23 protein-coding genes and 1 pseudogene are annotated in these 25,609 nt (G+C 44.9%); 4 read left to right on the forward strand and 20 right to left on the reverse strand.

Annotation, left to right across the window (positions count from 1 at the left end; genetic code table 11):
* Position 1: 1 nt before the first annotated feature.
* The 6 genes from NQ518_RS10210 to NQ518_RS10235 form a co-directional block, all read right to left on the reverse strand.
* A complete protein-coding gene (locus tag NQ518_RS10210; RefSeq protein WP_227962014.1) occupies positions 2-2,515 on the reverse strand; it encodes a TraG family conjugative transposon ATPase in 2,514 nt (837 codons plus the stop codon).
* Positions 2,512-2,847, reverse strand: a complete 336-nt coding sequence (locus tag NQ518_RS10215) for a DUF4133 domain-containing protein (protein WP_227962012.1) — start codon at positions 2,845-2,847, stop codon at positions 2,512-2,514. Before NQ518_RS10215 ends, NQ518_RS10210 begins: the two co-directional genes overlap by 4 nt.
* A 2-nt stretch (positions 2,848-2,849) precedes the next feature.
* Positions 2,850-3,152, reverse strand: a complete 303-nt coding sequence (locus NQ518_RS10220; protein WP_004354999.1) for a DUF4134 domain-containing protein — start codon at positions 3,150-3,152, stop codon at positions 2,850-2,852.
* Between the two features lie 163 nt (positions 3,153-3,315).
* Positions 3,316-4,089 carry a hypothetical protein gene (locus tag NQ518_RS10225; protein WP_227962011.1) on the reverse strand — a complete coding sequence of 258 codons (774 nt, stop codon included), beginning with the start codon at positions 4,087-4,089 and terminating at the stop codon, positions 3,316-3,318.
* A complete protein-coding gene (locus tag NQ518_RS10230; protein WP_004339329.1) occupies positions 4,086-4,610 on the reverse strand; it encodes a DUF3408 domain-containing protein in 525 nt (174 codons plus the stop codon). Before NQ518_RS10230 ends, NQ518_RS10225 begins: the two co-directional genes overlap by 4 nt.
* Positions 4,597-5,400, reverse strand: a complete 804-nt coding sequence (locus tag NQ518_RS10235) for a nucleotide-binding protein (RefSeq protein WP_004358273.1) — start codon at positions 5,398-5,400, stop codon at positions 4,597-4,599. The genes NQ518_RS10230 and NQ518_RS10235 overlap by 14 nt, the downstream gene beginning before the upstream one ends.
* A 590-nt stretch (positions 5,401-5,990) precedes the next feature.
* Between NQ518_RS10235 and NQ518_RS10240 the strand changes: the two genes are divergently transcribed.
* From NQ518_RS10240 to mobC, 3 genes are all read left to right on the forward strand, one after another.
* A complete protein-coding gene (locus tag NQ518_RS10240) occupies positions 5,991-6,404 on the forward strand; it encodes a plasmid mobilization protein (protein ID WP_227962009.1) in 414 nt (137 codons plus the stop codon).
* 6 nt (positions 6,405-6,410) lie between these two features.
* On the forward strand, positions 6,411-7,691 hold the full coding sequence (gene mobB / locus NQ518_RS10245; protein WP_007173294.1) for a conjugal transfer protein MobB: 1,281 nt from the start codon (positions 6,411-6,413) through the stop codon (positions 7,689-7,691).
* 65 nt (positions 7,692-7,756) lie between these two features.
* On the forward strand, positions 7,757-9,760 hold the full coding sequence (gene mobC / locus NQ518_RS10250; protein WP_007173293.1) for a conjugal transfer protein MobC: 2,004 nt from the start codon (positions 7,757-7,759) through the stop codon (positions 9,758-9,760).
* A 99-nt stretch (positions 9,761-9,859) separates the two neighbouring features.
* On the opposite strand, the gene NQ518_RS10255 is transcribed toward mobC, so the two are convergent.
* The 3 genes from NQ518_RS10255 to NQ518_RS10265 form a co-directional block, all read right to left on the reverse strand.
* Positions 9,860-11,668: a S8 family peptidase gene (locus tag NQ518_RS10255; RefSeq protein ID WP_080975323.1), complete on the reverse strand. Its 1,809-nt coding sequence runs from the start codon at positions 11,666-11,668 to the stop codon at positions 9,860-9,862.
* A gap of 6 nt (positions 11,669-11,674) precedes the next feature.
* Positions 11,675-12,289, reverse strand: coding sequence for a tail fiber domain-containing protein (locus NQ518_RS10260; RefSeq protein WP_007173291.1), 615 nt, complete (start codon positions 12,287-12,289; stop codon positions 11,675-11,677).
* Positions 12,290-12,366: 77 nt separating this feature from the next.
* The gene (locus NQ518_RS10265) at positions 12,367-13,137 is read right to left on the reverse strand and encodes a class I SAM-dependent methyltransferase (RefSeq protein WP_048739352.1); all 771 of its coding nucleotides are present in this window, start codon (positions 13,135-13,137) and stop codon (positions 12,367-12,369) included.
* A gap of 476 nt (positions 13,138-13,613) precedes the next feature.
* On the opposite strand from NQ518_RS10265, the pseudogene NQ518_RS10270 reads away from it, so the two are divergent.
* A pseudogene (locus tag NQ518_RS10270) lies at positions 13,614-13,919 on the forward strand (hypothetical protein); the annotation flags it as partial.
* A 309-nt stretch (positions 13,920-14,228) separates the two neighbouring features.
* On the opposite strand, the gene NQ518_RS10275 reads toward NQ518_RS10270, so the two are convergent.
* The 11 genes from NQ518_RS10275 to NQ518_RS10325 form a co-directional block, all read right to left on the reverse strand.
* On the reverse strand, positions 14,229-14,363 hold the full coding sequence (locus NQ518_RS10275) for a hypothetical protein (RefSeq protein ID WP_007173288.1): 135 nt from the start codon (positions 14,361-14,363) through the stop codon (positions 14,229-14,231).
* A 108-nt stretch (positions 14,364-14,471) separates the two neighbouring features.
* Entirely contained in the window at positions 14,472-14,786 is a 315-nt protein-coding gene (locus NQ518_RS10280) for a hypothetical protein (RefSeq protein WP_130828313.1), read from the reverse strand.
* A 152-nt stretch (positions 14,787-14,938) separates the two neighbouring features.
* The gene (locus tag NQ518_RS10285; protein ID WP_227962007.1) at positions 14,939-15,820 is read right to left on the reverse strand and encodes a hypothetical protein; all 882 of its coding nucleotides are present in this window, start codon (positions 15,818-15,820) and stop codon (positions 14,939-14,941) included.
* Between the two features lie 19 nt (positions 15,821-15,839).
* Positions 15,840-16,586, reverse strand: a complete 747-nt coding sequence (locus NQ518_RS10290; protein ID WP_007173284.1) for an HmuY family protein — start codon at positions 16,584-16,586, stop codon at positions 15,840-15,842.
* The gene (locus NQ518_RS10295) at positions 16,586-18,688 is read right to left on the reverse strand and encodes a TonB-dependent receptor plug domain-containing protein (protein WP_227962005.1); all 2,103 of its coding nucleotides are present in this window, start codon (positions 18,686-18,688) and stop codon (positions 16,586-16,588) included. The genes NQ518_RS10290 and NQ518_RS10295 overlap by 1 nt, the downstream gene beginning before the upstream one ends.
* A gap of 40 nt (positions 18,689-18,728) precedes the next feature.
* Positions 18,729-19,406 carry a DUF4903 family protein gene (locus tag NQ518_RS10300; RefSeq protein WP_007173282.1) on the reverse strand — a complete coding sequence of 226 codons (678 nt, stop codon included), beginning with the start codon at positions 19,404-19,406 and terminating at the stop codon, positions 18,729-18,731.
* A gap of 6 nt (positions 19,407-19,412) precedes the next feature.
* Positions 19,413-19,943: a hypothetical protein gene (locus NQ518_RS10305; protein ID WP_227962003.1), complete on the reverse strand. Its 531-nt coding sequence runs from the start codon at positions 19,941-19,943 to the stop codon at positions 19,413-19,415.
* 61 nt (positions 19,944-20,004) lie between these two features.
* Positions 20,005-21,417: a leucine-rich repeat domain-containing protein gene (locus NQ518_RS10310; protein WP_048741237.1), complete on the reverse strand. Its 1,413-nt coding sequence runs from the start codon at positions 21,415-21,417 to the stop codon at positions 20,005-20,007.
* Between the two features lie 145 nt (positions 21,418-21,562).
* A complete protein-coding gene (locus NQ518_RS10315) occupies positions 21,563-22,546 on the reverse strand; it encodes an ISAon1 family transposase (RefSeq protein ID WP_419471398.1) in 984 nt (327 codons plus the stop codon).
* A 1-nt stretch (position 22,547) separates the two neighbouring features.
* On the reverse strand, positions 22,548-22,892 hold the full coding sequence (locus tag NQ518_RS10320; RefSeq protein WP_130828679.1) for an ISAon1 family transposase N-terminal region protein: 345 nt from the start codon (positions 22,890-22,892) through the stop codon (positions 22,548-22,550).
* A 93-nt stretch (positions 22,893-22,985) separates the two neighbouring features.
* The gene (locus tag NQ518_RS10325; RefSeq protein ID WP_130828312.1) at positions 22,986-25,469 is read right to left on the reverse strand and encodes an outer membrane beta-barrel protein; all 2,484 of its coding nucleotides are present in this window, start codon (positions 25,467-25,469) and stop codon (positions 22,986-22,988) included.
* Between the last annotated feature and the right edge of the window lie 140 nt (positions 25,470-25,609).

Below are 25,609 nucleotides of genomic sequence, written 5' to 3' on the forward strand. Positions count from 1 at the left end.
CTTATTTCTTTTTATTGTTTCTTTTCTCGTTGGCAAGTTGTCGGATAGCGGTCTCGATGTCGCCACCGATCTGTTCCGCACGCTGCATGACCTCTACCTTCTCGGTTTCCTCCGTGGTGTAGGTCAGGTATTCCTCCATGCTCACTTCTGTGGCATAGACTGCACTCTGCATACCGCCCAGACCTATCCACACCTCCTTGTAGAGTCGGTTCGGGTCATTGTTTTGATTGATGGAGAGTATCTGGCTCTTTTCCTTTTCCGAAAGACCGAGCATCGCCTGTATACCATCGAACTTGGTCATATACTTGCGCTGGTCGAGCAGTATCTTGCAGTCGGAGTTATTGATGATGCTCTCCTTGACAATGGGCGACTGGATGATATCGTCCACCTCCTGAGTCACGACAATGGCTTCCCCGAAATACTTTCTCACCGTCTTATAGAGATACTTGATGTAATCTGCCATGTTTGCCGAAGCGATGGCTTTCCACGCTTCCTCGATGAGTATCATCTTGCGGATACCCTTTAATCGACGCATCTTGTTGATGAAGGCTTCCATGATGATAATCGTTACCACTGGGAAAAGGTCTTTATTATCCTTCACTTGATCGATTTCAAAGACGATGAAGCGTTTGGAGAGCAGGTCGATGTTCTTGTCCGAGTTCAGCAGGAAATCATAACGACCGCCACGATAGTATTGCTTCAATGTAGTTAAGAGGTTGTTGATGTTGAAGTCCGAGAGCGTTACCTTGATGTCACGCTTTTCCATATCCTTGCGGTACACATCTCGCAGATACTCATAGAAAGTGTTGAAGCAGGGAGTAATGCTCCTGTCCGAGCGTATCAACTCTATATAGGCATTCACGGCAGAACCGAGTTCGCCTGCTTCGGTCTTGGTGATATGTTCATCAGCACTTTTCCAAAGTGTAAGTAATAATGTGCAGATACTCTCCCTTTTCTCTACATCGAAGAAATTGTCATCGGTATAGAAAGGATTAAAAGAGATAGGATGTGCATCAGTATAGGTGAAATAGACCCCGTCCTCACCCTTGGTTTTGCGGTGGATGAGTTCACACAAGCCTTGATACGAGTTACCCGTATCAACCAAGAGGACGTGAGCCCCTTGCTCGTAATACTGGCGTACCATGTGGTTGGTAAAGAAAGACTTACCACTACCCGAAGGACCCAAGATAAATTTGTTACGGTTGGTGATGACTCCCTTTTTCATCGGCAAATCCGATATGTCCAGATGAACTGGTTTTCCCGAAAGGCGGTCTGCCATCTTGATACCAAAGGGAGAGAGCGAATCCTTGTAGTTCGTCTCAGCGTTAAAAAAGCAGAGCGCAGGCTCTATAAATGTATAGAACGACTCTTCCGAAGGAAAATCGGCTGCATTGCCGGGAATGCCCGCCCAATAGAGCGTTGCCGCATCAATGGTATTGTGGCGAGGGTGGCATTCCATCAAAGCAAGGGCAGAGCCCACGTCATTCTTGATTTGGCGCAGTTCTTCCTTATCGCTACTCCATGCCAATACGTTGAAGTGAGCACGGATGGAGGTCAGTCCCTGTGAATGGGCAATATTGAGATACTCCTGTATCCACTCCTCGTTGATTTGGTTGCTACGGCTGTAGCGTGCCAGCGAGTGCATATTCCGTGCCTGTTTCTCGAAGCGTTCCAGATTGGCATCGCTGTCCTCAATGAAGATATACTGGTTATAGATGTGGTTACACGGCAACATCAGACCCACGGGAGCGGCAAAGGAAAGACGGCAGTCGCTCCTGTCGGTGGATAACCGTTCATATCGGCTATCCGTACTCACACTTGTGGGCAAATCATCTGTATCGCTTAATGTATGTAAGCAGAGCATATTGTCGCCCACACGCACAAGGTCTGCGCCCAGACGGATGTCCTCCAAAGACGCATGCCCTTCTTCAGATAAAGAGAAATACCTGTCAAGCAGGCCACCCTTTTCATTTGTGCCAACTAACTCATCTTCTGACATGCGGATGATCCTTATCTGTTCGGTATCGTTGATGATACGCTCGAACTGATCGACGGCTTCCATAAACTTCATCACCTCGTCTTTGTTGGTGATTTCTTTGGGAATGAGGTGTCCACGGCAGAGTGAAGAGAAGTTGCTCTGCTGCGCCATACGCTGCTTGTTCGTCTTAGTAAGGAAGAGATAGACCGAGTGGTATAGATACGGACGCTCGTTAAAATGCCGTTCAGAGGAACGGGCAAGGAAACTCAGTCCGCCATCGGAGAGTTTGCCTTGATAGTCCTCCTTGATGAACCAGTCCTGCTTGTGTACGATGCTGTAATTGGGTAGTACCTTGATTGCCTTATGCCAAGCAGAGTGCATTGCTTCGTATTCTGTTGAGGTAACGGTAAAGAGTTCGGGCAGCTCCACACGGAAAGCCACCGTGATGTCAGCATCTTTGCTCACCATGCACCCCTGCTCTACGGAGAGCAGTGGAAACTTCGACTCCAAGGTACTTATCTTACTGTTGTTTCTCATTGCTTCTTTCTTTTGGGTTGAAGGTTACAGATAAGGTGATAGACCGTCCGGCGGTTCACGAGGTAGCGTGGGTGCATTCTCACGGCTCCCTTTTTCATCAGCCCATATTGCCCGTACTTTCTATTCATGGTGAACGTTTGCCATACCACAAGGCTGGCACCCACTACACCTATGACAAGACAGGTAATTTGGCTGACTCCACAGAGATAGAGCACGACCACGAGAATGAAGACAGCCAGCAACCCTCCCGCAAAGAGGAAGAGATACTGCGCCTTCAAGCCCTTGAACTCCACCGTCCGACCTACACCTTTGTTGATTTCCCACTCAGCCATTGTTACAGGAAGAAAGAACGTAGGATGGTGGCAGCCACGATGAGGAAGATACACGCACCGAACCAAGAGGCTGCGGTCTTGCTCGTATCGGGGTCGCCACTAGAGAACTTGTTATAGACTTTTATTCCTCCTATCAAGCCCACCACGGCACCGATGGCATAGATGAGTTTTGTACCCGGGTCAAAGTAGGAGGTTACCATTTTGGTGGCTTCATTGATACCCGCCATTCCATTGCCCTGCGCATAAGCTCCTACGGTGGCGGCAGCCATCAGGAGCAGCATTGTGATTTTTTTTTTGTTGTTCATTGCTGTTTTTATTTTAAGTTGTTAAACAAATTATTTTCTTTTTAGGGTGAAAGTGGCAAGGGGTAGCTCGGTTTTATCGTATGACAGATATTGGCAGATTGTTTTACTTTTGAGCCACCCCCGCATCACTTTACAATTTTATAATAAGAGTAAGAACATTAGTTTACAGATAATATGACAGTGGACGATCACCCATATCGTCAGTTTCCGTCATCATATTGTCAGAAGAGTTCTTTCTGGAGTCATCGAAAGTGGACAATTCATCTGTCTGCTCTTCTCCTTCCTCTGCTCTTCGGATTTTATCCAGCAGGATGGACTGCTCACCTTGCATTTTGGCGACATACTCCTTGTATTTCTCCATAAAGTCAGTGCCTTTAAGTTGACCGACAATTTCCTTGACTTCGGCATCATCTACCTCATCACTGTTCTTACGCCACTTTCTCATGCGACCTAAGTCACGTACGAGGATAGATTGACTGGATATCTCGCCATCTTCAGATGCGGACTCAATGGGCAGACTCAGCTCCTCGCGAGCAACCTCGTTTTCGTCCTCTCTTTCCATCTCATAGCTAACCTCCATCTCGTTATCCTCTTCCTTCATATCATCTTTATTTTCGGAGTTTTGCGGTACAAAATTATTACTATTCTGCTTTGAATTTTCTAATGATGAAGCAGAGGGAGCTTGTGGGATAATAGGGGAAATGGAACGGCTTTTGCCAATCAGTACAAACTCGGCTTGCTCCTCTGTTCCTTCTCCTTTTTGTCCGTCTTTTTTCTTCGTCGCTTCATTCTCCTTAGTCTGCTCATTGCCCTTTTTATTTTTCTTGATAAGGATGCCATACGGAGATACATACCGCATATAGAAGTACAGGATACCCAGCATTATCCAAATGATGATGAGTATCAGTATAAAACTGAAAAGTATTGTTTCCATCATAGTGTTATTGTTGTCTTGCGTCTTTGTTTTGCTGCCGCACTGTTGAGCAATTCCAAATGTTCACGCAGGTGTTCCCGAAGAATGTTGTCTATATATGCGGCTATGGAAACACGCTCCCCCAAGTCCTGCAACACGTTGCGCAGGTTCTGCAGCGTTTCCAGATTAATGGAGAAGGCTGTCCGCATTTGGGAACGGACGGGACGAAAGTACAGGGAACGGTACTCCTCGATGGAAAGGGATAGCCTGATGGGCTTTTCCATTCTCGGATTACTTTCTCTTCTTGTTTCCTTATCCCTTGTCTTCCCAGTTTCCTCCTCAGTTTCTTCTGCAAATTTCTCTTTTAACGTCTTTGCCTCTTTCGGGACTCTTTCCTCCTCTCGTGATGTTTCAGGCAAAGGCGCAGCTTCATCGGTCGGGTCGAAGGAGTTGGGAGTCGTTGCTGGTTCCACAACGACGTTGTCCTCTGCCATTTTCTTCAGCTTGGTTTCCAGCTGTTGCTTTCTTTCCTCAATCGTTGCCATTTTCTGATTTCGTTTTTAGTTTGAGACGTTGTATCAAATCTGATATGAGCTCATCCACTCCTGTGCCTCTTCTCAACCCCTTTGCGGGAGGCTGATAGGTGGAGCGAAACACTCCTCGTAGCCCGTATGTGGAAAGTTCGTGGGAGAAGCGGTGCATGGCATATACATAGCCGGGAAGGAGCGTGATTTGCTGCTCGTTGATGAACTTAGTATATTCGTCGATGATGACGTTCCTTACCCTTCTGTCCACCTTGTTCCAAAACAGTATGATGTCCTTTATCCGGGAATCGGACATAGAAACTCCAATGTCCGTGATAGTCTTGGCGTATGCCAGACATGAGACCAAGGACTGGATGTCGGCTTCAAGCGGAGAAAGGATATAGTCCATCTGAAGGGACAGCTCCATCAGCTCAGAGGTTCCTGCATGACCGGGGAAGTCGAACACGACCACCTGAAACTCCTCGTCATGGAGTCTCTCGATATGGTTACTGGCTGTTTTGACCGCATCACGGGGGGCGGACTTGTAAATTCGGTATGCTTGTTTACCGAATGTCTGAAAATACGCTTCCATCGACCTTGACAGTTCCTCGCTTTTCTGAATGACACTCTTCTCTCGCTCCCTGAGCTTGTAAAAGGAATCCTGTGACAAGTCGCAGTCCACCACGAAGAGATTGACATCCTTCTCATAGAAAAGGATGCTACTTATGATTTCGGCAAGCGTACTTTTTCCCACTCCTCCCTTTTGCGAGGAGAACCCCAGAAAGAGGGGGTGTTGTTGTTTGTTCTCCATAATGATAATTTCTTAGTTTATATTATTTGTCTATTTGATGTTTGGATGTTCTTTTATTCTTAAGAGTTATTAGCAGACAGTTTGTTTTGACTACATTTGGTTCATACGATAGTCCTAAAGAACGATTTCGAGTTCTTACAATCTGTTGTACTGACAATAGTTTGTCATGACAATAAATTGTTATGAATATGTATTGTTCCTTCTTATTATCTTTGGTGCAAGCAGACAGTAATATGATATGTCTTTTGCTTGTGACATCATACCATTGTTCGCTCGTTCTGACTGCAAAATAAATGATATTTCGGCTGATTTTATGACGCCTGTGAAATGCAGGGAAATGAAAGGAAAAAGAGTGAATGTCGCTGATAATGAGATATTTGAAAATCTGCCGTAACTTTGCAGGCAGATAGAAGATATAGAGATGTATTCTTTGAAACAGACACCCTGAAAGGTGGATGCTTCTATTGCATCATCTCTTGATATTGGCAAGGTGTGTCTTTGTAACACAAACCGACGTTTGTACCACAAATACCCTTGCCCCGAAGGGGAGATGAATTACTCCAAAGTCGTAATTAGAAGCCAAAACGAATATGAAAAAGGAAACGGAACGCGGTTCAGAACAAAAGACGGCAGAAAAGCCACGTTGGGACAACTGGCATGTACGGTTGCCCAACCCCAAAGACCAGCAAAAAGTCATTGAACTTTTCCATAAATCCGGTGCAAAATCGAAGTCTGATTTTGTGCGTGGCTGTATTCTTGGGGAGAAGTTCAAGGTGATAACAGTAGATAAATCCGCTGTGGATTATTATCGTAAACTCTCGGAATTGATTGCCGAAAATCATCGGATAGGCGTACTCTACAACCAAACAGTACGCGCAATAAACTCTTATCACAGCGTGAAAACTGCACAGATTTTACTTGAAAAATTGGAAAAAATCTCTGGTCAAATCATCACGCTACAACAGAAAGCCATCCAACTGACGGAACAATTTGATAGTCGATAAAGGAATATGATTGCAAAGATTTCTTCTACCGAGAACCTTGGAGGAGCATTGGGGTATAACTTCAAAAAGATGCAGCACAACGAAGCGGTAGTCCTCTGCGTGAACGAACTTCGGAAAGGCTTCGATGGCACTTTTCAAATGGATAAGGTACTTGCCGATATGCAAAAGACGATACCAGAGCAATGCAGGACAAAGAAAACGGTTTTTCACTGCTCCCTCAATCCGCACCCAGACGAGAAACTATCTGATGAGCAACTCACGCAGATTGCAAAGGAATATATGGAGGCACTCGGCTATGGCAAGCAACCCTACATCGTCTTCAAGCATAATGACATTGCCCGTGAGCATATACACATCGTGTCGCTTCGGGTGGACAGCAAAGGAAGAAAGATGAACGATAAGTTTGAGAAGCGGCGGAGCAAGCAGATTACCGATGCCTTGGAAAGGAAGTATAATCTTATTCCAAGTTCAAAAATTAGTAATAAGGCAGAAACAGAAACGCCCAAGGTGGATATGGGTAAAGGAAACATCAAGGAGCAGGTGGCAAGCGTCCTCCGCAGGGTGCTGAAGCATTATCGCTTCTGTTCATTGGGTGAACTGAACGCCGTTCTCTCCGCATACAATCTTGCAGTGGAAGAAGTCAGGAAGGAGTTTCGGGGAAGGAAATACGACGGGCTTGTCTATGTCTCGACTAATGACAAGGGAAACAAGGCAGGCACACCCATCCATGCCTCAGACATCGGCCGTGGTGTAGGCCACACTGCCGTGCAGAACAGGATGCGGAAATCGAAGCAAGCCATCAAGCCGCTGATACCAACCGTTAGAAGAAAGATATTGGAAGTTATGCGTACCTCTCCAAAGACAGAGGAAGAACTTCGACAAAGATTGGAGGAACAGGGCTTGCGTGTGGCAATCCGAAAGAATGAAAGCGGACGTATCTATGGCATTACCTTCATAGACGACGAAGGAGGCGTTGCGCTCAACGGCTCACGATTGGGGAAGGGATATGCCGCCAATAAGTTTAACGAGTACTTCTCTAACCCTGCTCACAATCCATTCTTGGATGAATCGCTTTATGGTAATCCGTCCGTTAGCCATGAACAGATAAATAACATGCAGTTATTACAACAAGACACAGAGGAAGGCGACAACCTTGTTGATGAACTAATCGACGATATGGTGGGAGAAACTTTCTCTGCATCGGGCAATGATGATTGGAAAGAAGCGGCATGGCAGCGTAAACTCCGAAAGCAAAGTAAGGTAAATCTTAGACGAAGAAAACATTAAATAAACGAGCAATTCCAACTCCCCTCCTTTCGGAGGGGTTGGGGGGAGGCTACAAATACATTATTATGGCACAAGAAGATGATTTAAGGGCATTGGGTAAAGTTATGGACTTTATGCGGGGTATATCTGTGATATTCCTCCTGATTAACTGTTATTGGTTTTGTTACGAGGCATTCCAGCAATGGCATTTCACATTGAGCATCATCAACAAAATACTGATGAATTTTGAGCGGACTACGGGCTTGTTCTCGTCCATCCTTTGGACGAAACTCTTTTGTGTGGTTTTCCTTGCGCTCTCCTGTTTAGGTACAAAAGGCGTGAAGGAAGAGAAAATCACATGGCCAAAGATTTGGACGGTGCTTTTCGCAGGTTTTGTGCTCTTTTTTCTGAATTGGTGGCTGTTGGCATTGCCCATTGGTAAGGTGGGTACTGCTTCGCTCTATATCTTTACGCTGTCTGTGGGCTATATCTGTCTGCTGATGGCAGGTGTGTGGATGAGCCGACTGCTCAAAAACAACTTGATGGACGATGTGTTCAATACCGAGAATGAGAGCTTTATGCAGGAAACTCGGTTGATGGAGAACGAATACTCGGTAAACCTTCCTACACGATTCTACTATAAGAAGAAGTGGAACAAGGGCTGGATCAATGTAGTCAATCCATTCCGTGCCTCGATGGTGCTCGGCACACCCGGCTCTGGTAAGTCATACGCTATCGTGAACAACTACATCAAGCAACAGATAGAGAAAGGCTTTGCCATGTATATCTATGATTATAAGTTTCCCGACCTTTCCGAGATTGCCTACAACCATTTGCTCAACCACCTTGATGCCTACCAAGTAAAGCCTCAGTTCTATGTGATTAACTTTGATGACCCACGCAAATCGCACCGCTGCAATCCTATCAATCCTGCTTTTATGACGGATATATCGGATGCCTACGAGAGTGCCTATACCATTATGCTTAATCTGAACCGTTCGTGGATTCAGAAGCAAGGAGATTTTTTCGTCGAATCACCGATTATCTTGCTTGCCGCCATTATCTGGTTTCTGAAGATATATGAGAACGGCAGGTATTGCACCTTTCCACATGCCATAGAATTCCTGAACCGTCCCTACGCACAGATATTTCCGATACTTACTTCCTACGATGAGCTTGCCAACTACCTTTCTCCCTTTATGGATGCTTGGGAGGGCGGAGCGCAAGACCAGCTACAGGGACAGATTGCCAGTGCCAAGATACCGCTTTCACGTATGATTTCGCCAGCTCTCTATTGGGTAATGACAGGTGATGATTTCTCACTTGACATCAACAATCCCAATGAGCCGAAAGTCCTTGTTGTGGGTAACAATCCCGACCGTCAGAATATCTACTCGGCTGCACTTGGTTTGTATAACAGCCGTATCGTGAAGCTCATCAACAAGAAGAAGCAACTCAAATCCTCAGTGATTATCGACGAGTTGCCGACAATCTACTTCCGTGGTTTGGACAATCTGATTGCCACTGCACGAAGTAATAAAGTAGCAGTGTGTCTGGGTTTTCAGGACTTTTCGCAGCTTACCCGTGACTATGGGGATAAGGAGAGCAAAGTGATTCAGAATACGGTAGGCAATGTTTTCTCCGGGCAAGTCGTCGGAGAAACGGCCAAGACGCTTTCTGAACGATTTGGAAAGGTTCTCCAGCAACGACAGTCTATGACCATCAACCGTAACGACAAATCCACTTCCATTTCAACACAGATGGATAGTCTTATCCCTGCAAGTAAGATTTCCAACCTTACACAAGGTATGTTCGTTGGAGCAGTATCTGACAACTTCGATGAACGCATCGACCAGAAGATTTTCCATGCTGAAATAGTGGTGGATAGTGTCAAAGTCTCCGCTGAGATGAAAGCCTATCTATCAATTCCTGTGATTGTTGAGTTCACAGATGAAGAGGGGAAAGATACTCTCAAAGAAACAATAGAGGAAAATTATAAACGAGTGAAGAGAGAGGTTTTAAATCTTGTTGGCAAGGAAACGGAAAGGATAAAGTCTGATCCATCATTATCACATCTTATCAAAGATTAATTCAGGGTGAAAAAGGAAGAAATATCCTTAAAAAGAACGACAGAAGAAGGATAAATTTTATCAGATAAATTTTATCCCTCTTCTGCATATAAAAGATAATTATTTCTTGGAGATCTCAAATACAGAACCTTTCGTTATGGTGAATGGAGCATCAATAGTTACAATATTACCATATGTGAACTTCAAATATGAATTGCTTGTAACATTAAAATTTTTTGCTTTAATAATCCATCCTGCTACATTTCTATTGGATGTTACTGTTTGATCATAGAAGTAAACAATCCCTCCTTGTGCTGCTGAAACAGCTGAAAAGGCATCGCAGATACCATATCCCATTTGCTCATTCCAAGTTCCATTCGTTCTATCAGGTAAAGTAGAATATACATAATTTCCTGCCTTTTGTGCAGTTTGTTCTATTATATCTACAACATCTTTTCTTGTCAATTCTGGATTAATAGATAAAACTAATGAAGCGATGGCACTCACATGAGGAGCTGCCATAGAAGTACCACTCATCTCATCAAGACCATTGTTAGGAACTGTTGATAAAATATTACTACCTGGTGCAACAACATCAAGAGCTTTCCCATAAGATGAAAAACTAGATTTTTTATCCCTTTGGTCTACGGAACCAACAACAAGAATGTCTGGATGGAAATTTGCGGGATAATCTGGCACTGATTTATTATAATTTCCAGAAGCAAAAACAACAATCATTCCTTTCCCATTCCTACCAGAAGTCATTGCGGTCCTAATAGCATCTTCCAAGATAGCACTATGCATTTCTTTGTAAAAGGCTCCACCCTGATCTCCCCAAGAGTTGTTGATAACATCAACATTGTGAGATGTCGCATATCCAAACCCTGTTGCTAACTCGCTACTAATAGTTGGCGAAATGTACAATCCATGACTGATGGATAAAATTGTGGATTGAGGGGCAAGACCTGCTATTTGAATTCCATTATGGTTTGCACCTATAATACCTCCTACATGAGTACCGTGCCTTCCACGTACAACAGATGGAGAATGACCATTATGTATGTCATATGACAATGGACTATAATTATTCGCGAACTCTCTATGGTTTTGATCTACACCTTGGTCTAAAACCGCAACAGTAATTTGAGGTTTGCCTTTAGTTAATTTCCAAGCATTGCACGCATTGACCTTTTCTAGTCCCCATTGCCGATTAAAATCAGGCTCAGAGGTACAATTATTTGTCTTAAAATTAAACATAAAAGCAGGGTCTACATCCGCAAATTTGCCTGTTTCGTAGAATTTGTTTGAAGTTTCCAAACCATTAGAATTTATCGGCGACTTTAGAATGTACCAATTAGGCATGTAATCAACTTCCTTTATAACCTTTGCGTCAAAGTCTTTCGCAACACTTTGGAGAAGATTATAGTCTTGAGATGATTTTAACTTTATATAAAAGTACTCACTTGTTGATATATAGTCTTGTTCATCAAGTCCAAACACTGGCGCAACTTGAACATCTTTGTTTCCTTTCAATTTTTGTATCATTGAACTAAGAATTCCATTCGTAGTTACATTGCCAACTGGTCTTATTTCAACTATTTTCCAAAAACGCGACTGAGAGCCTTTTTGGCTTTGTACTGCTTGCTTTGTTGTAATTGTAGAAACAGCAGAATTTTTCAAGTCAATAGCCACTAACTTTGAACTATCGGATGATGAAATATAGTATAAATTTCGTAAAGAAGATATTTCTATTTTTTTACCATTATACCAATAATAATAATCCGTTGGGCGTCTGTGGCTTGCTCGTGTCGAAATTTGATTATCGGACTTGTTAATGATATTATTATCTATTACATCACTACAAGATATAATTACCACAGAAGAGCAAATCAACGCCGTATAAAGTAGTATAAAATTCTTGTATCTCATAGGATTCTATTTTTTATTTTTAAGAAGTTCTATTTCCGTTTGTAAAGATTTGATAGCGTCAATCATTACAGGGATAAGTGCAGTATAGTTAATCAATTTCTTACCTTCCGCATCAGTTAAAACTACATTAGGTAAAACTTTTTCAACCTCTTGTGCGAGTAGACCTATTTCCCTTTCATCTCCTCCTTTCCTTAGTAAAGAAGCCTCTCTAGTAGGTTTATCTGAAAAAGAGTATGACACGGGACGCAATTTGAGAATGCAATTTAATCCATTTTGTAAAGAACGAATATTAGATTTCGCTCTTGCATCAGAGTAATTATAAACATCCTTAACTTGAATACTGTTGAAAGTACTTGTCTGTGTATTGTAGAATACAACTTGGTCGGCATGACTAGCCAAACGGGTACCAACAGGTGAGACGTCAATTTGGAAAAAATTGCTTGTCTTACACTTGAAGTACATTCCAAGACCTTCAATGGTTTGTTTGTAGAAACCATAGGGTGCAGTATTGCCAATTGTTAATTGACCATTACTGTACAATTTCATTTGTGCATTTGCAGTTACACAAAAAAGAGCAAAAACTAAAGCAGAAACAGCTTTCTTAACCATTAAATTTTTCATTGCTGTCAGGTTTTAATTAATAATTTGAGATTATGAAATCGCTTTTCGGAAGTAAGATTACCTTGTTTAATAATTTATTATGATAATAAATAGAAGCAAGACGTTGTGAAAAAATTACGAATATAGGGTATTTTCCCAATTGTCGGATGTAATAGGCGAGGCCTTAACTTAAATTTCACCTCATAATGCGGATTTATGAAAAACAGAGTTCTATCAAGAACTCTAAATTTCTTTTCTATCAATTTCTCAAAAAGCTCAATAGGACATTTTGTCTTTTTGATGCTAAGTAATTCCTTAATTGTATCTTCTTTTTCTCTCCCAAGTTTGAGAAGGCTTTCGTATAAAATTTTAGGTAACAAATGAAACCAAGGAAGATGAGAAAGGAACTTTCCTCTACAAATTTGTTGATGTCCTCCAAACGGCATTTGCCACGCAGGAAAAGAGATAAAAACAACCCCTCGTGGGGCAAGAAATCTTTTTAAGGAAGATATAAAAAAAGACTTATTCTCTATATGTTCTAAAACATCGTGACAAATTATTAAATCAAAAAGCCCATCCTTCCCTTTAATATCAAATATATCTGAAGCAAAAAATTCTCCTGCAGCATTGGCTTCATGAAAGAACTTTTTAGCATCACTAATTCTGCATTCTGCCAAATCAACCCCAAGAGTGTTGCATCCCTTTTTAGAAAAAGGCAAAAGATTTCCTCCGTCACCACAACCTATTTCCAAAACATTTATTCCATGAGTTATTTCCTTATATTTTTCGATATAAGGAATAAAATATTTTTGGCTTGTTGTGGAAAGTTCATGAAAATATAGCTTTCTATCAGATTGTCGGTATTGCATATATTCTTAACTGTATTAGTTCTTTTTACAAAGAAAGCAAAAAAAAACAAATAAGCAAACTAATATCATTATTTTTTTTGCAAGTACCATAAAAATACCAATAAGACGGTATGACTTGCGGAGTTTTTACAAAAAAAAACTTATCTGTATATACCTAATATTGGTGATATTATTCTATATAGTATGTATCAATGGTTTAATATTAAATCTGCCTCATCCAACATTTGGTGTGATAGAGTGTAATAACAGAAGTTCAACATCTCCTTTTTCATTAAAACTTCATGTTCTCAGATAGCGAAGAAATCGACATCATATTTTGGTAAGTAATCAAATTAAGGTTTACAAAACACCTTTCAATAATACCTTTATTTTCCCTTCTTTTCCCGTGAATTCTTTATGTTATAAACAATCTGATTATTGCTTATATCTTTGTCGTTCAACATAGTAACTCAATAACAAATAAATAACAAATAATTATGGAACCAAAAGACAATGACAACTATGTGCTGGTCTTGGAAGACCGCACTGAGGTAAAGAACGAGAAAGAAACGGGAAAACTCTCCGTAGTATCCGGTATTGACGACAAGGGTAACCTTAAAACCACCGAAGTAATCGCTGCCAATCAGGCAGCGTTCTTGAAGTTTAACAACAAGGACGGACTTCTAAAAAACTTCATGAGCAATTTTCTACGTCAGTTCAACGAGCCGTCCCGTTTCGGACTCTACAAGGTAGTAGCTAACAACGTAGAACAAGGTGTGGCATCGCTCCACACCATGCTTCAGATCCACGCATACGCCCGGACGCACCCCTACCTCAAAGCCATGATGCCTGTAAGTTCCGGCAGAACCGACGGGAGTGATGTAGTTGTAGCCGAAACCGCCGTCTAAATACAGGTTGAACAGTCCTTTATGCAGATAGTAGTAGCGTACGAAAGGTGACAGTTTCAGGGCATGGGTTTTCTCTCGTCCGTTCTCGCCACGTTCCGAGCCGAAGGCATAACCCAACATGATGCCCGTAGCCCATGTCTCGTTGAACCGCCAGCCTACCTCGGGATACAACTGTAGCGTAGTGGCTTTGGTCTTGGTGTTGTTCTAATAAGTGACGGCACCGCCTGCAAACAGTCCTCCCTCGTGGTCGTCCTTGTGAAAAGGCGAAACGGTCTGTTCCTGTGCCCACCCGAAAAAGGGAATGAACGATAAGATAAAGGTGAATATCGTTTTATTCATTGTTGAAAATAACGAGATTTATTGGAAAAGTGAACAGTATTCATTACGTGAGATAAAAAAACGCATTATATCATTAAGACAAGTGCGTTTCTTATAATGATAAAAGGCTTACGCCTCCTTATACCATTTCCACGACTCATAGGCAAGCGTTATGCTCAGCACAACTAGCATGGGGTGGATAAAGAGCTGTGGAAACTCGAAAGTGAATATAAGCTCCGTGCAATGTGCTGTGCAAAACAGTGCAATGAGTGCGGCAAGGCAGAAATGCACTAACTTATACCGACTTTTACAGGCATAGAGCGAAAGCAGCAGTCCCGTCATCGGCAAGGTGACAGAAACGACCGCCATCAACACAAGCATCGACATAGGAGCCACACCGTCATTGGAGATTGCTATGTTTGCATTCCAGAAAAGGGGTATCATATCCATTAATGAATGTGCAGACATACCTGCAATTATCGACACCCAGAGAATAGAGATTTTGAAATTTTCTTTCATCGTTGAAGTTTTTTTATCAAGACCGGCTATCAAGCCGTCTTTTGGGTTTATGATTAGGTTTGCTATATGCGTGGAGTTCAATCATTCGTCTTAGCTCTCCTGTGCTGTTTGCTCTTTATCCAAAGATAAAAGCCGAGAACAATGAAGACCGCGAGGATTGCAATCATCTGCAACCTGTACTTCTCGGGCTCAACCCAGAATTCCTTAAAGAAATTGATGCGACCGAGAATTTCCACGGGCGTCCAGAATACGATGACCGTGGCTATCGCCATACGTATGTTTGCTCCCCACGAGGCGATGCGCAGTTGTTTAAGGAACATGAACACTGATGCCACGAGGCAGCCCAGGCCCACGAAAAACGTCACGGGATGGTGGTCGCCGACGAAGCGTTTGTCGTAACAGAACATCAGCAGCAGGTACAGTCCCCACAGCATCATGTTGAGTTCCATGAACGTCACGATGCTCGTGTGGCGTGTCATGGGCTGGGCAGCGATGACCTTGCGGCGGCTGCGGAACACCATTTTCTGTATCCACGTGATGAAGTCGCAGCCGTTCTTGGTGCTGAAGATGTACATCGTCATCACCATCATCCACAGTCCGAATGAGGCCGGCATGATGAGATATTCGGGCTTGGTCACCACCACGCCGTTCTCCATTTCAGGCTGCACGCCGTAGCGGCGGGCATAGTAGAGGAAGAGAAATTCCACCCATCCCGTCCAGAAGAGCAGTCCGCCGAAGAGTCCCCACAGCGTCTGGCGGGTGTCGCCTTTCACGAACACGCCGACGATAACGAGGACAAGCCCCACGAAACCCATCGCAAACCCTGCTACATGCATGGCGCCCTCGTCCATAAACTTCTCCATTAGTATCATCAGCGCATGTCCCAACGGCATGGCAAAGAGTACCAGTAAGAACGATACGATAGTGCGCCAAGGATATATTTTACGTTTTGTATCCATTGATGATATGTTGTTATTATTATTTCAGTTCATCGATGTAATAGCTCATCTGCCCGCCGCCCTCGTCATCGATGGACGACTGCTGGTTGAACCAGCTCACCACCTGTAGTTTGAAGCACCGCACACCGTCGGCACAGCGTATAACGTAGACGTGATAGGACGGCGTGTAAGTCATGGGAGGTCCCTCTATTTTGATGCACTGCTCCAAGAGCGGATTGCCACTGGTGAGCCGTCGTGCCGGTCCGCGGTTGGGGTCAAACCATGGGTGTCCGTCGTTGTCGGGTGTGCCGTCGGGCTTGAGGTAGTGAGTGTTCACGTAGTTGTACCACTCGCGCTGCGAGTAGGTGACATAGACGGAGGTTGTGTCGTCCTCCACCCACTTCACATCGTCGGGAATCTGCACTCTGTCCTGCCAGTGGTCGTAGTCGCCGAAACCGAGGTCTGCCGCCGCCCCCTTGCCCGGACCCGACGTGCCGCCATTGGTGCGGATATGCGCTCCGCAGAAGGCGATGTCCCAGTCCAGACGTTTCAACTGGTCTCCTTCTGTGATATCCTGATTGGGAGCGGAAAGATTGAACGCCTTGCCCGTTCGCAGGTTGAAGTAGAGCCAGTCGTCGGTAACTCCCGTATAGGCACCTGTGGCGCGAGGCATCACCTTTCCTTCGAACTCGTCGGCATCGTAATGCACACAGCTTCCGAGTAATATTGCAGAGGCTGCTGCCATGAGTATGCCGATGGTCTTATCTGTAAGATTATTCTTCATCATTACTTCTTGTCGATTTTTACTTCAAATTGCACGTAGAGCCTTGCACCCGCCTCCGCCGGTACGCTAAACGTGGTCAGTCCTGAGCCTAAAGTCTTGGGCTTGTAGTTCAGCAGGTTGTTTACACCCACCGAAAGCCGGTACTTGTCACTGAAAGTCTGTGCTACGTTGAGGTTGCACAGCGCATAGGCCGGTAGCGTGCAGCGGAAATAGGCATCGCGCCCGCGTCCCTCGGAAGGGAGGAAGAGACGATCCTGCACATCGTAGCGTTTCTCACCCATGATTTGGGCAGAGAGCGTCACGCCGAGGTTGTAGCCGCGGCGGCTATATTTATACGTCGCATTGGCTGTCGCCGCATGGGGTGAGGTGGTGGAGAACCGCCGCCCCTTCTCCGCAGTGATATACACATAGGAGTAGTTGGCATCGAGTGTGAGCCACGTCCACGGTTTCCATCGTGCCAGCACGTCAAGGCCAGCCACGGTCTGCCGTGCGAGGTTGGTGTAGAGGAAGTTGTACTGCATATCGTAAATCTTCCACACGCCCTCTATTTTGTCGCGGTAGAGGTTGGCGTAGCCGTTTGCGTTGACGAAGAGCTTAGGCGAAGCATACTCCACGCCCAAGGAGAGGTAATGGTTTTTTTCGGGCTGTAAATTTTCGTTTCCCCTGATGACGAACATGCCGAGGTGGTCCCAGTTGAAGAACAGTTCCTTGATGCTGGGTGAGCGCGAGCCCTTGGAATAGACCGCACGCAAGGCCCAGTGAGTATCTGGTTGCCATTTCACTGCCACCTTGGGCAGCCATATCAGTCCGAACACGCGTGAGTAGTTGGTGCGCAGTCCTGCCGACACCGTCCACTGCTGCGTGGGCGACCAGTCGTCCTGCACAAACCATTCCATCTCACTCAGGGTGCGTGTGGTCACCTTGTGATTCACGAAACGGTCAGAGGTGAGCACGTCGTCAAACAGTTCGATGCCGGCGTTCAGCTCGTGACCGTCGAAATAGCGACTTTGCAGCGTGAGTCTCGGCTGAAGGATTCGCGACTTATAGACCGGCTTGCGCTCGTCTCGCCGCTCGTGTCGCTTGAAGCTGGCGTAGCGGTCGGTGTGAAGCATGAGTTTCGCCGTGAGATAGTCCTTCCATCGATACGATGCCTTCAGACCGTAAGTCCAGTCGCGCGCTTGGGTGAACACGAGGTCCTGCACCAGGTCGTAACTATTCATGAAGAAGCACGACCCATAGAGCTGCACCGACAGTTCTGCCATGGGTTCTACCCACAGTTTCTGCGAAGCCACTATATGTTCCCTGCCCTCGATGCCCATCGGCGGGCGAGGGAAGGTGCTTTGCAACACAGTGTCTTTGTGCAGCCATGGATTAGCTTCGCGCGAGTACACCTTGCGATCGCCCACTTTCTGATAAAGATAGAAGGCATCTGTGGAACTATACCACACATCGGTCTGCGACGTGAACCAGCCCTGGTGTGCACCCGCTGAGAGCCACGCCGAGAGGTTGGGACGGTCGGCATTCTTCTCGAACATATAGATAAAATCCTTCTTCTTGGGATTCCTGTAGTTGCGTTCGTTCATCTGTCCCCAGCGCACGCCCACATCTATGTCAAGAGGCTTGTGCGTCTTCTTTCCGATGACATTGATCACTGCTCCGGATGCACGGCTGCCATAAAGCGTGCTGCTGGCTCCCTTGACGACTTCCACGCGGTCTATGCCGTGAATATTGAACCTTTCGTAGTCCAAATTACCAGCCATATCGCCCGTCATGCGCTCACCATCTTGCAGCATCACCACATGGCGTGCATCCATGCCGTCCATACTCATCTCGCTGCCGAAAGCCACCTTCTGCACATTGAGTCCGGGCGTGAGGTGCTGCAAAGCCGATTGAAAATCTCCGAAGCCAGCATCTCTCATAACCTTGCCACTGAGTAACTGCGTGGTCACGGGAGACGAATTCACAGGGCGTGGCGTACGTGATCCCGTTACTATCACCTCGCCGAGACTCCTCACGCTGTCTGCACTGTTTATATGCGACTGCTGTGCCACTACCCCAACAGGGAGGAGACACAGCAGCAACGGGATGGATAATTTCCCGTTCATTTCACTCCACTTGTTATTTCGTACAGGTATCTTCATTACATTAGAGAATGCCATGCTCTTTCTTATACTTCGCAAGATCCTCTTCGTACTGCTTGAAGTCCTGTTCATAAGTAAGTTTTTTAGAGTAATCAATCTTTTGTCGGTAGACAAAACTCTGCATCAGCATCACGTTGAAATTGGTTGAGAATTCTATCTCTTTGGTGTCTACGTTGAGATAGCCCACTACGGTGCCCAATCCACCTTCTCCATCGGTGTAGATACCCTTCTCGTCTTTCTCGTTAGGTATGTATCCCACGTCGCCTTTCTCGCCTACGAACTTTATCCATCCGTCGCCCTTGTACTCGTCGCGTTCCCACTTGTTAAGCGGAATGAACTTGCAGTGGATGTTGAAATCTACCGTGAGTGGCATACTTCCTACCGTGAATTTGATGAGTTTGATGTTGAGCGGACGGTCGGCTTTACCTGCAGCGGTGTTCCACGAGAAATAATATTTAAGCGGACACCCCTCGGGCAACCGCGTCTTGTCCTCAGGGCCCATCATCGCGCGTGCACGAAGCACTATAAATTCTTCCTTGGTCAGCAATTCCTTGGCTTTAGCGAGTATCACCTCGTCCTGAATGGGAGTGGAGTTAATCTTCTCGTCGCTATTGCACGACGAGAAGACCAAACAGGCGGTGAGTGCCAAACCAAGTAAAAGCGAAAACTTTTCCTTAGTCATGTCTCCTTACTTATTACCATTAAACTCGAAGATGGCCTTATACGGCTTGCCAAGTACACCACCAACTACATCGCACTCCAACCTGAGATTGAGGACTCCGTCCCTTGCGTATGATGTGCCAACGGGAACTGTTACCGTGAAATCACTGTTCACCCAATCCTGTTTCCAAACGGACACTCTGATATGCCCTTTGCCAGTCGCGCTGATGATGTTGCCATTGGCATCGGTGTTGAGCGTAACCCGTTCGTCCGTGAAGTCAATCTCGTGTTTTGCAGGTCCAGCTTGGAATTCCAAAATACCGCGAAGTGCGTACATACCGCCTCCCCTGTCAACCAGTTCGAAATTCACATAGTCTTGGAAACGGTAGGCCACATCCTTCTTTTTGTTCATATAGGCATGAATGATTTTGCCCGTGTAAACTCCTGCCACTTTCTCGCTTCCTTGTGCGAAAAGAACGTTGTTAAACCCATTCACCTGCGCATTGGCAGTGAATAAACTTGTTGCGATAAACGCAAGCATCAAAAATAACTTTCTCATGTTTTAAAAAATTAAAAAGTTGTGAATGAATAAAATGAAAGAACATAAGTGGTGAAATCACTTAATAATCCTTAGACCAGTCATAGGCTTTCATTTTTCTTGCCATTTTGTCGAGAACGGAGTTCATACAAGAAAACGACGTGCCACTACGCAAAGTTCCCTTGTTTTTCATAACATATTCCTTTGCATTAGTCGCATCAAACAATTCCTTGGAAATAGTAAATATAGCCTCTTTTTTCTCAGTTGTGCCATTAGGCATTGTAACTGTATGCTCTTCAAGCTTGTTCGTCGGATAAGTTATTTTACACTTAGGTAAATCGTATAGGTCCATGTTTGGCACAAAGGCGAAGTTCGCAAAATTCAGCTCTTTCAAGTTCGGCAGTGCAATGAAACTCAGTGTACTGGTGTGCTTCGCTTCTTTTGGTAGCGTTATCTTCTCCAAATTCGCACAGTTCACGATTTCCATATAGCTCATCCCTTCAGAGGCTATTTCCGTCTGATAACCTCGCTGTCCCCATGCCTTTACCATGCTAAAATCCAGTTCCTTGAGAGATGGGTTATCGTTGATGCTCACTTTCATGAGATCCGTGCAAGCACTGATGTCTATACCATTTGGCGTACTGACATTGGTCAATATCAAGCCCTGCACCGTCTTAGGAATCTTGAGATATGGTATCGACGTTGTAAATTCTTTCTCGCTTTCCGTGTAGGTAACAACTGTAGTACCTCTCCAGCCCTTGTTGTGTATGATATATTGCAATCCCTCGAAATTATTAATATCTGCCTCCATAAATGCCGTTGGCATGACAGCCTCCTCTGGATTAACAATTCGTTTGGCAATATCTACCTTGTCGCCAGTAAAAATACTGGGGAAAACCTCTTTCATACCCTTGCGCAGCACTTCGTCCGGCACCTCGCGCAGTGTGTTGTACTTCTGCAAAGTTCCTTTTTCATCGCTCATCTGCATATCAACGTCTTTTGCAGTCGTGAAGAAATTCACGATTTCGTCCTCGTTGTATTTTGCACTGTTGGGCAGGTAAAGTTTGTTAAGATGATGCAATATCGTGATATTGCCGGTTTCGTCCTCTTTGGTCAACCCTGTAAACTCATAAATCTCATTGCCGGTTAAATCAACACCGGTGATTTGCGAGGGGAGTTGTGAAAAGTCGAATGAAAGTTTATAGTCATTGTTCGACAGCTTCACCTCCTTCAGGTTGGGCAGAATGTCAAGTCCGCTGAGATCTTTGAGTTTGGTTCCACTTAAATCCAATGTGGTGGTTTTCTCCGCCAAGTCGTTGAGTTCCAACTTGCCGTCTTTGTCAAAGGCAAAGCCCCTCTTTTTCAGAATGTCCATCAACTCTGTGTTTTTAAGGGACTTTGTACTGTAATTAATTGCCTCGTCCTTGTTGCATGAGGCAAGCCCCATTACAAGAAATGCCATTACTGGCAGTGCGATTTTTCTTATGGTTCTCATTTTTTTATATTAATTAAACTGTTTTGGTGCAAAGATAGGTTATTTATAATGATGCCACAATACCCAAAATCTATGATTTTAGCGGACAACTCCCTATCCTCATTTATGGGGTCAGTCGTAAAACCCAGTTGCATCCCCCTCCCTCTCATGCACATAATTTTATAAGCCTGTAAAGGAAGAAAGGAATATCCGTTACTCCCCTGAACTGTGCCCTGAAGGCTTTGACTTTTGCGTTGAAGGATTCAGCATTGGCATTTGTGACTCTATTGACAAAGAAATTGAGTATGGTATCATAATGGTTCTTAAAGGTGTCAATCACCGTATAGAAGTTGTCCACCCCCAACTTCTCTACCTCGTTAAACCACTTAGCCAGTTTCAGCCTTGCCGCGTCCTTGATGCTTCCGGCATTATAAATATCGGTAAGTTCCATGGCCAGGTCATAGGCTTTTTTGAGTTCTGGGTAGTTTTCAAAGATTATTTCCACCCTTAGCCTTTGCGATTCCGTCCACTTGGACTTGTGTTTAGTCAGTATAAACTTCGCCCTGGCAAGCAGTTGCTTACGTGTGTCACCGTTGCTATATCTGAATGGCTTGTAGGTTTCGTTCTTGGCTTTGGCTTCCTTCATCTCCTCATTTTCTCTGTCCCTTGCCATCCACCGGTAGGCTATGCGCATGTCGTCCAAAGCGTCATAGTAAAGTTTCTGCACATGAAACCTGTCACTGGTGATGAGTGCCTTGGGGAACACCGTGCGCGCAATGATCATCATAGAGGAAGACAAGTCGAGCGTTATCTCCTTGACAGTCTTTCTTTTGGAAAGGGCAATCTTTTCCAGAACACGGATCACATCTTCGGCTTTTGTTCCCCTGACCACAGCTACCAGCGTACCCCTGCCACCTTTGCCGGCCTTGTTGGTCAGAAACGTATAGACCTCACCGCTGCTCAGACAAGTCTCATCGATACTCAGGCTCTCTCCCAGGTTCTCATCAAACAGCAGCCAGTCTCCCGCATGCGACAACTGCTCCCACTGGCGATAATCGCTGAAATGCTCCTTGTATTGTGTGGAAAGCTGCTTACCGTCTACGCCATAATGAGAGCCGATACCTGTAATGCTCTCCGCAGTAGACTCAATTCTATTCTTTTAAAAAAGAAACGAACTCAGGGGATAGTTTGCTGCCCTCAGCCGTCAAGTCATCGTAAGAATAACTGAATATCTCACCCGTGGAACTGTCATGCCATTTTCGACGGCGGACATGAAGGTAAACGGGCTTGCCACGAAGGGGAAAGTCATGGACAACCCGTTCGGCGGTAAAGCCGTAACAGCTTACTTTGCCGGCCTTGCGGTCTGCCTCTTCCATAAAGTTACGCTCATCCAACCAGAAGTCTATCCGGGAAATGCTCTCTTGGATATCTATCACATCAAAATAATCTGCAAGTATCTCTGGAAAGATACAACGCAACAATTGCTCGGTCTTCATGATGCAAAGATAACAAATACTTATGAAATTATGTGCATGAGAGGGAGGGGATGCAACTGGGTTTTACGACTGACCCCATTTATGAGGATATAACTATTTGTGGTGATTTCCCTCTGATTTACGCTTACTTATGCTAAAACGGTATCTCAAAGAGAGAAGGACATAGCTTCTGATTTGTGGACGATAGCTCTCGTGATAACCGTATTCCGTAACAGAGCGCATAAGGGGGGTGCGCCTGTTCAGAATGTCGTTCCACTTGAACGAGAGGGTTGCCTGTTTCTTTTTGAGGAAACGCCACGATGCTCCGATGTTCAGCAGCCACTGGTCGTCATCAGTCACCGCATAGGTTCCGCGATGCAGGCGACCGTTTGCGTCGCCCCAAATCTGCACATCATGGGGAATGTCGATTGTGCCACTGACACCAAAATCGTAATCAAAAGTGTTGACACGAATGTCTGTCAGAAGGTTATGTGAACGACTCGTCTGCAAACTGCCATGCAGGTCTATACTTCCCCATTTAGGCTGATAACTGCCTCTAATGGAGATAGAGTTTCCGTATATGTGCGTCTTACATTTCGAGGAGTTGCCTTGCGTTTGTTCGTTCAGGAAATAGACGTGGTTCTGAAAAGAACCTCCTGTACTGCCCGACAGCACGAGACGCTTTATCTGCTTTTGCCATTGCAGCATTCCGGAAACGGAATAGTTTCCTCCAACGTTTACCGTCCTGTAGGTCCGTGCGCCCGTATTTTCTTCATACGACACCTCGTTCGCAAGATCATTGAATGTGTTCCTCCAGTTGCCCGTCAGGGTCAATCCGGATTTTTGATGATCCAAACTAAAAGACAGCTGCTGACGAAATGATGGATTAAGGTTAGGATTTCCCAGTCCATGGTAAAGCGGATTACGCTTGTCGTCAATCGTCAATAGTTCCTGAATGGAGGGCAGCTGACTGCTGCCGCTGTAACGCAGTTCCATATCCAGGCTTCGTCCGTTCCATTTCACATTGAACATAGGCTTGTATTCAACGGCTCTGACGGTGGAGTCCACGGCTTGCAGTGTGTGCCGGCGGCTGATGTGGCGCTGCTGCCACTCCACATTAATGCCTCCGTTGATTTTCCATCGACTGCCCTTATAGTCCATTTGCAGCCTGATCTGCTGTCCCAATGTAGATAGTGCGCTTTCATAGCTAAGGCTGTCGATATGTAGATGCTGCATGGCATCGTCATAAGTATCGCTTGTGTTCATGCTCTTCTCGTTTCGCAACCCATAACTGACCTGCAATCTCAGCTGTTTGCCAATGGGCTGTGTGTAGCGCAGAGACATCAGGGCTTCGTTTCGTCGTGAAGGCATCTGCTGGCAGAGGTTGCGAAGGAGAACGGAGTCATTACCTAACGCATTGAGCAGATGATGGAATCTGGTCTTTGAAAGGCTGCTGTTCTCCGTTCTGTCTGAACTGCCGCTGAGTGATGTCTCAAAAGTGATGGAGGCTCCACCCTTACCGATGCGTCGGGTGAAGTCGGAAGAAAAGTAATATTTCCTGTTGTTTCCCTTAGCACCGCTTCTCAGCATTCCCGAGGTCAACGTGTCTGCCCTCGTGCTGTTTTGCTCATAAAGAGAGGTCGTGTTGTCAGTCAGGTTGTCCGAATTCCCGAGGGTTCCGTTGAACATGACATTCAACAGTGTCTTTTCGTTGATGTTGTACTGAAAGCTTATAATTGCCGAATGGTTATGACTTTTACCAAGGAAGAATAACGTGGATTTTTGATAATTTGTTCCAGATGTAAGGTATTGCTCATAGAAGTCGTCGCTCGTGCTTTCATTATGGAAGGTGTTGAGCGAGAGGTTAGCATTAAACGTAATTTTTTTACCGAATTTCTTCACGATGTTTCCCGCCAGTATATTCTGAAAATTATCTTTTCCCACGCTCGTGTTGCTCAGGTTGTCTGAACGGATTGTCAGCGTCGCGTTTTCGCCATTCGCATTGAACAGATTACCCTGCATCTCATCCTTACGCCTGTCTTGGCTGCCATGCTCTGCCGTAAGAGAACCCGTCAGGCTGCCATTATAGGAAGATTTCGTCTTGATATCCAGCACGAAGTTGTCAGCCCCGTCGTCCACACCCGTCATTTTCTCTAGAGCACTGAGCATGTCGTATAGCTTCAGCAACTCCACGGCATCGGCAGGCAGGTTTTCCAAAGCAGCGATGATGTCGTTGCCCATGAACTTTTCTCCGTTGATATTTACCCCATTGAGAATTTTTCCCTTGAACGACAAAGTTTTGTTGTTCCTGTCATACTCCATACCCGGAATTTCCTGTATCAGGTCTTCCAGATTAGCTCCCTGTCTCACCCGCAGACAATTGGTATTGATAAAGGTCGTATCCTTCCGCATTGTAATCAGTTTGCGCTCGCCGATAACCAGAACTTCATCAAGTTCTATCGTTTTTTTGAGTAAAGAATCCGACCTGAGTGTGGGGGATATGGTATCACCCACAACAATATCCAATATGATGGAATTAGCTGTGAGATTAAACAGAAACAGAAGGACAAATGTCAAAAAAGGCCTTAGAGTCATCATTTTTGCAAAGTTATGGTTGTCAATCAGAATATGCAATACCTTAAAATGGCGATTTTGCAAAAATCATAAATACATAAATTTGTATTTTTAATTCTGCTTTTGATTATTGTTTGCTCAACCAATAATTTTCTTTTCCTGGT

This window comes from Hoylesella buccalis ATCC 35310 (genome assembly GCF_025151385.1).
Lineage (GTDB): Bacteria > Bacteroidota > Bacteroidia > Bacteroidales > Bacteroidaceae > Prevotella > Prevotella buccalis.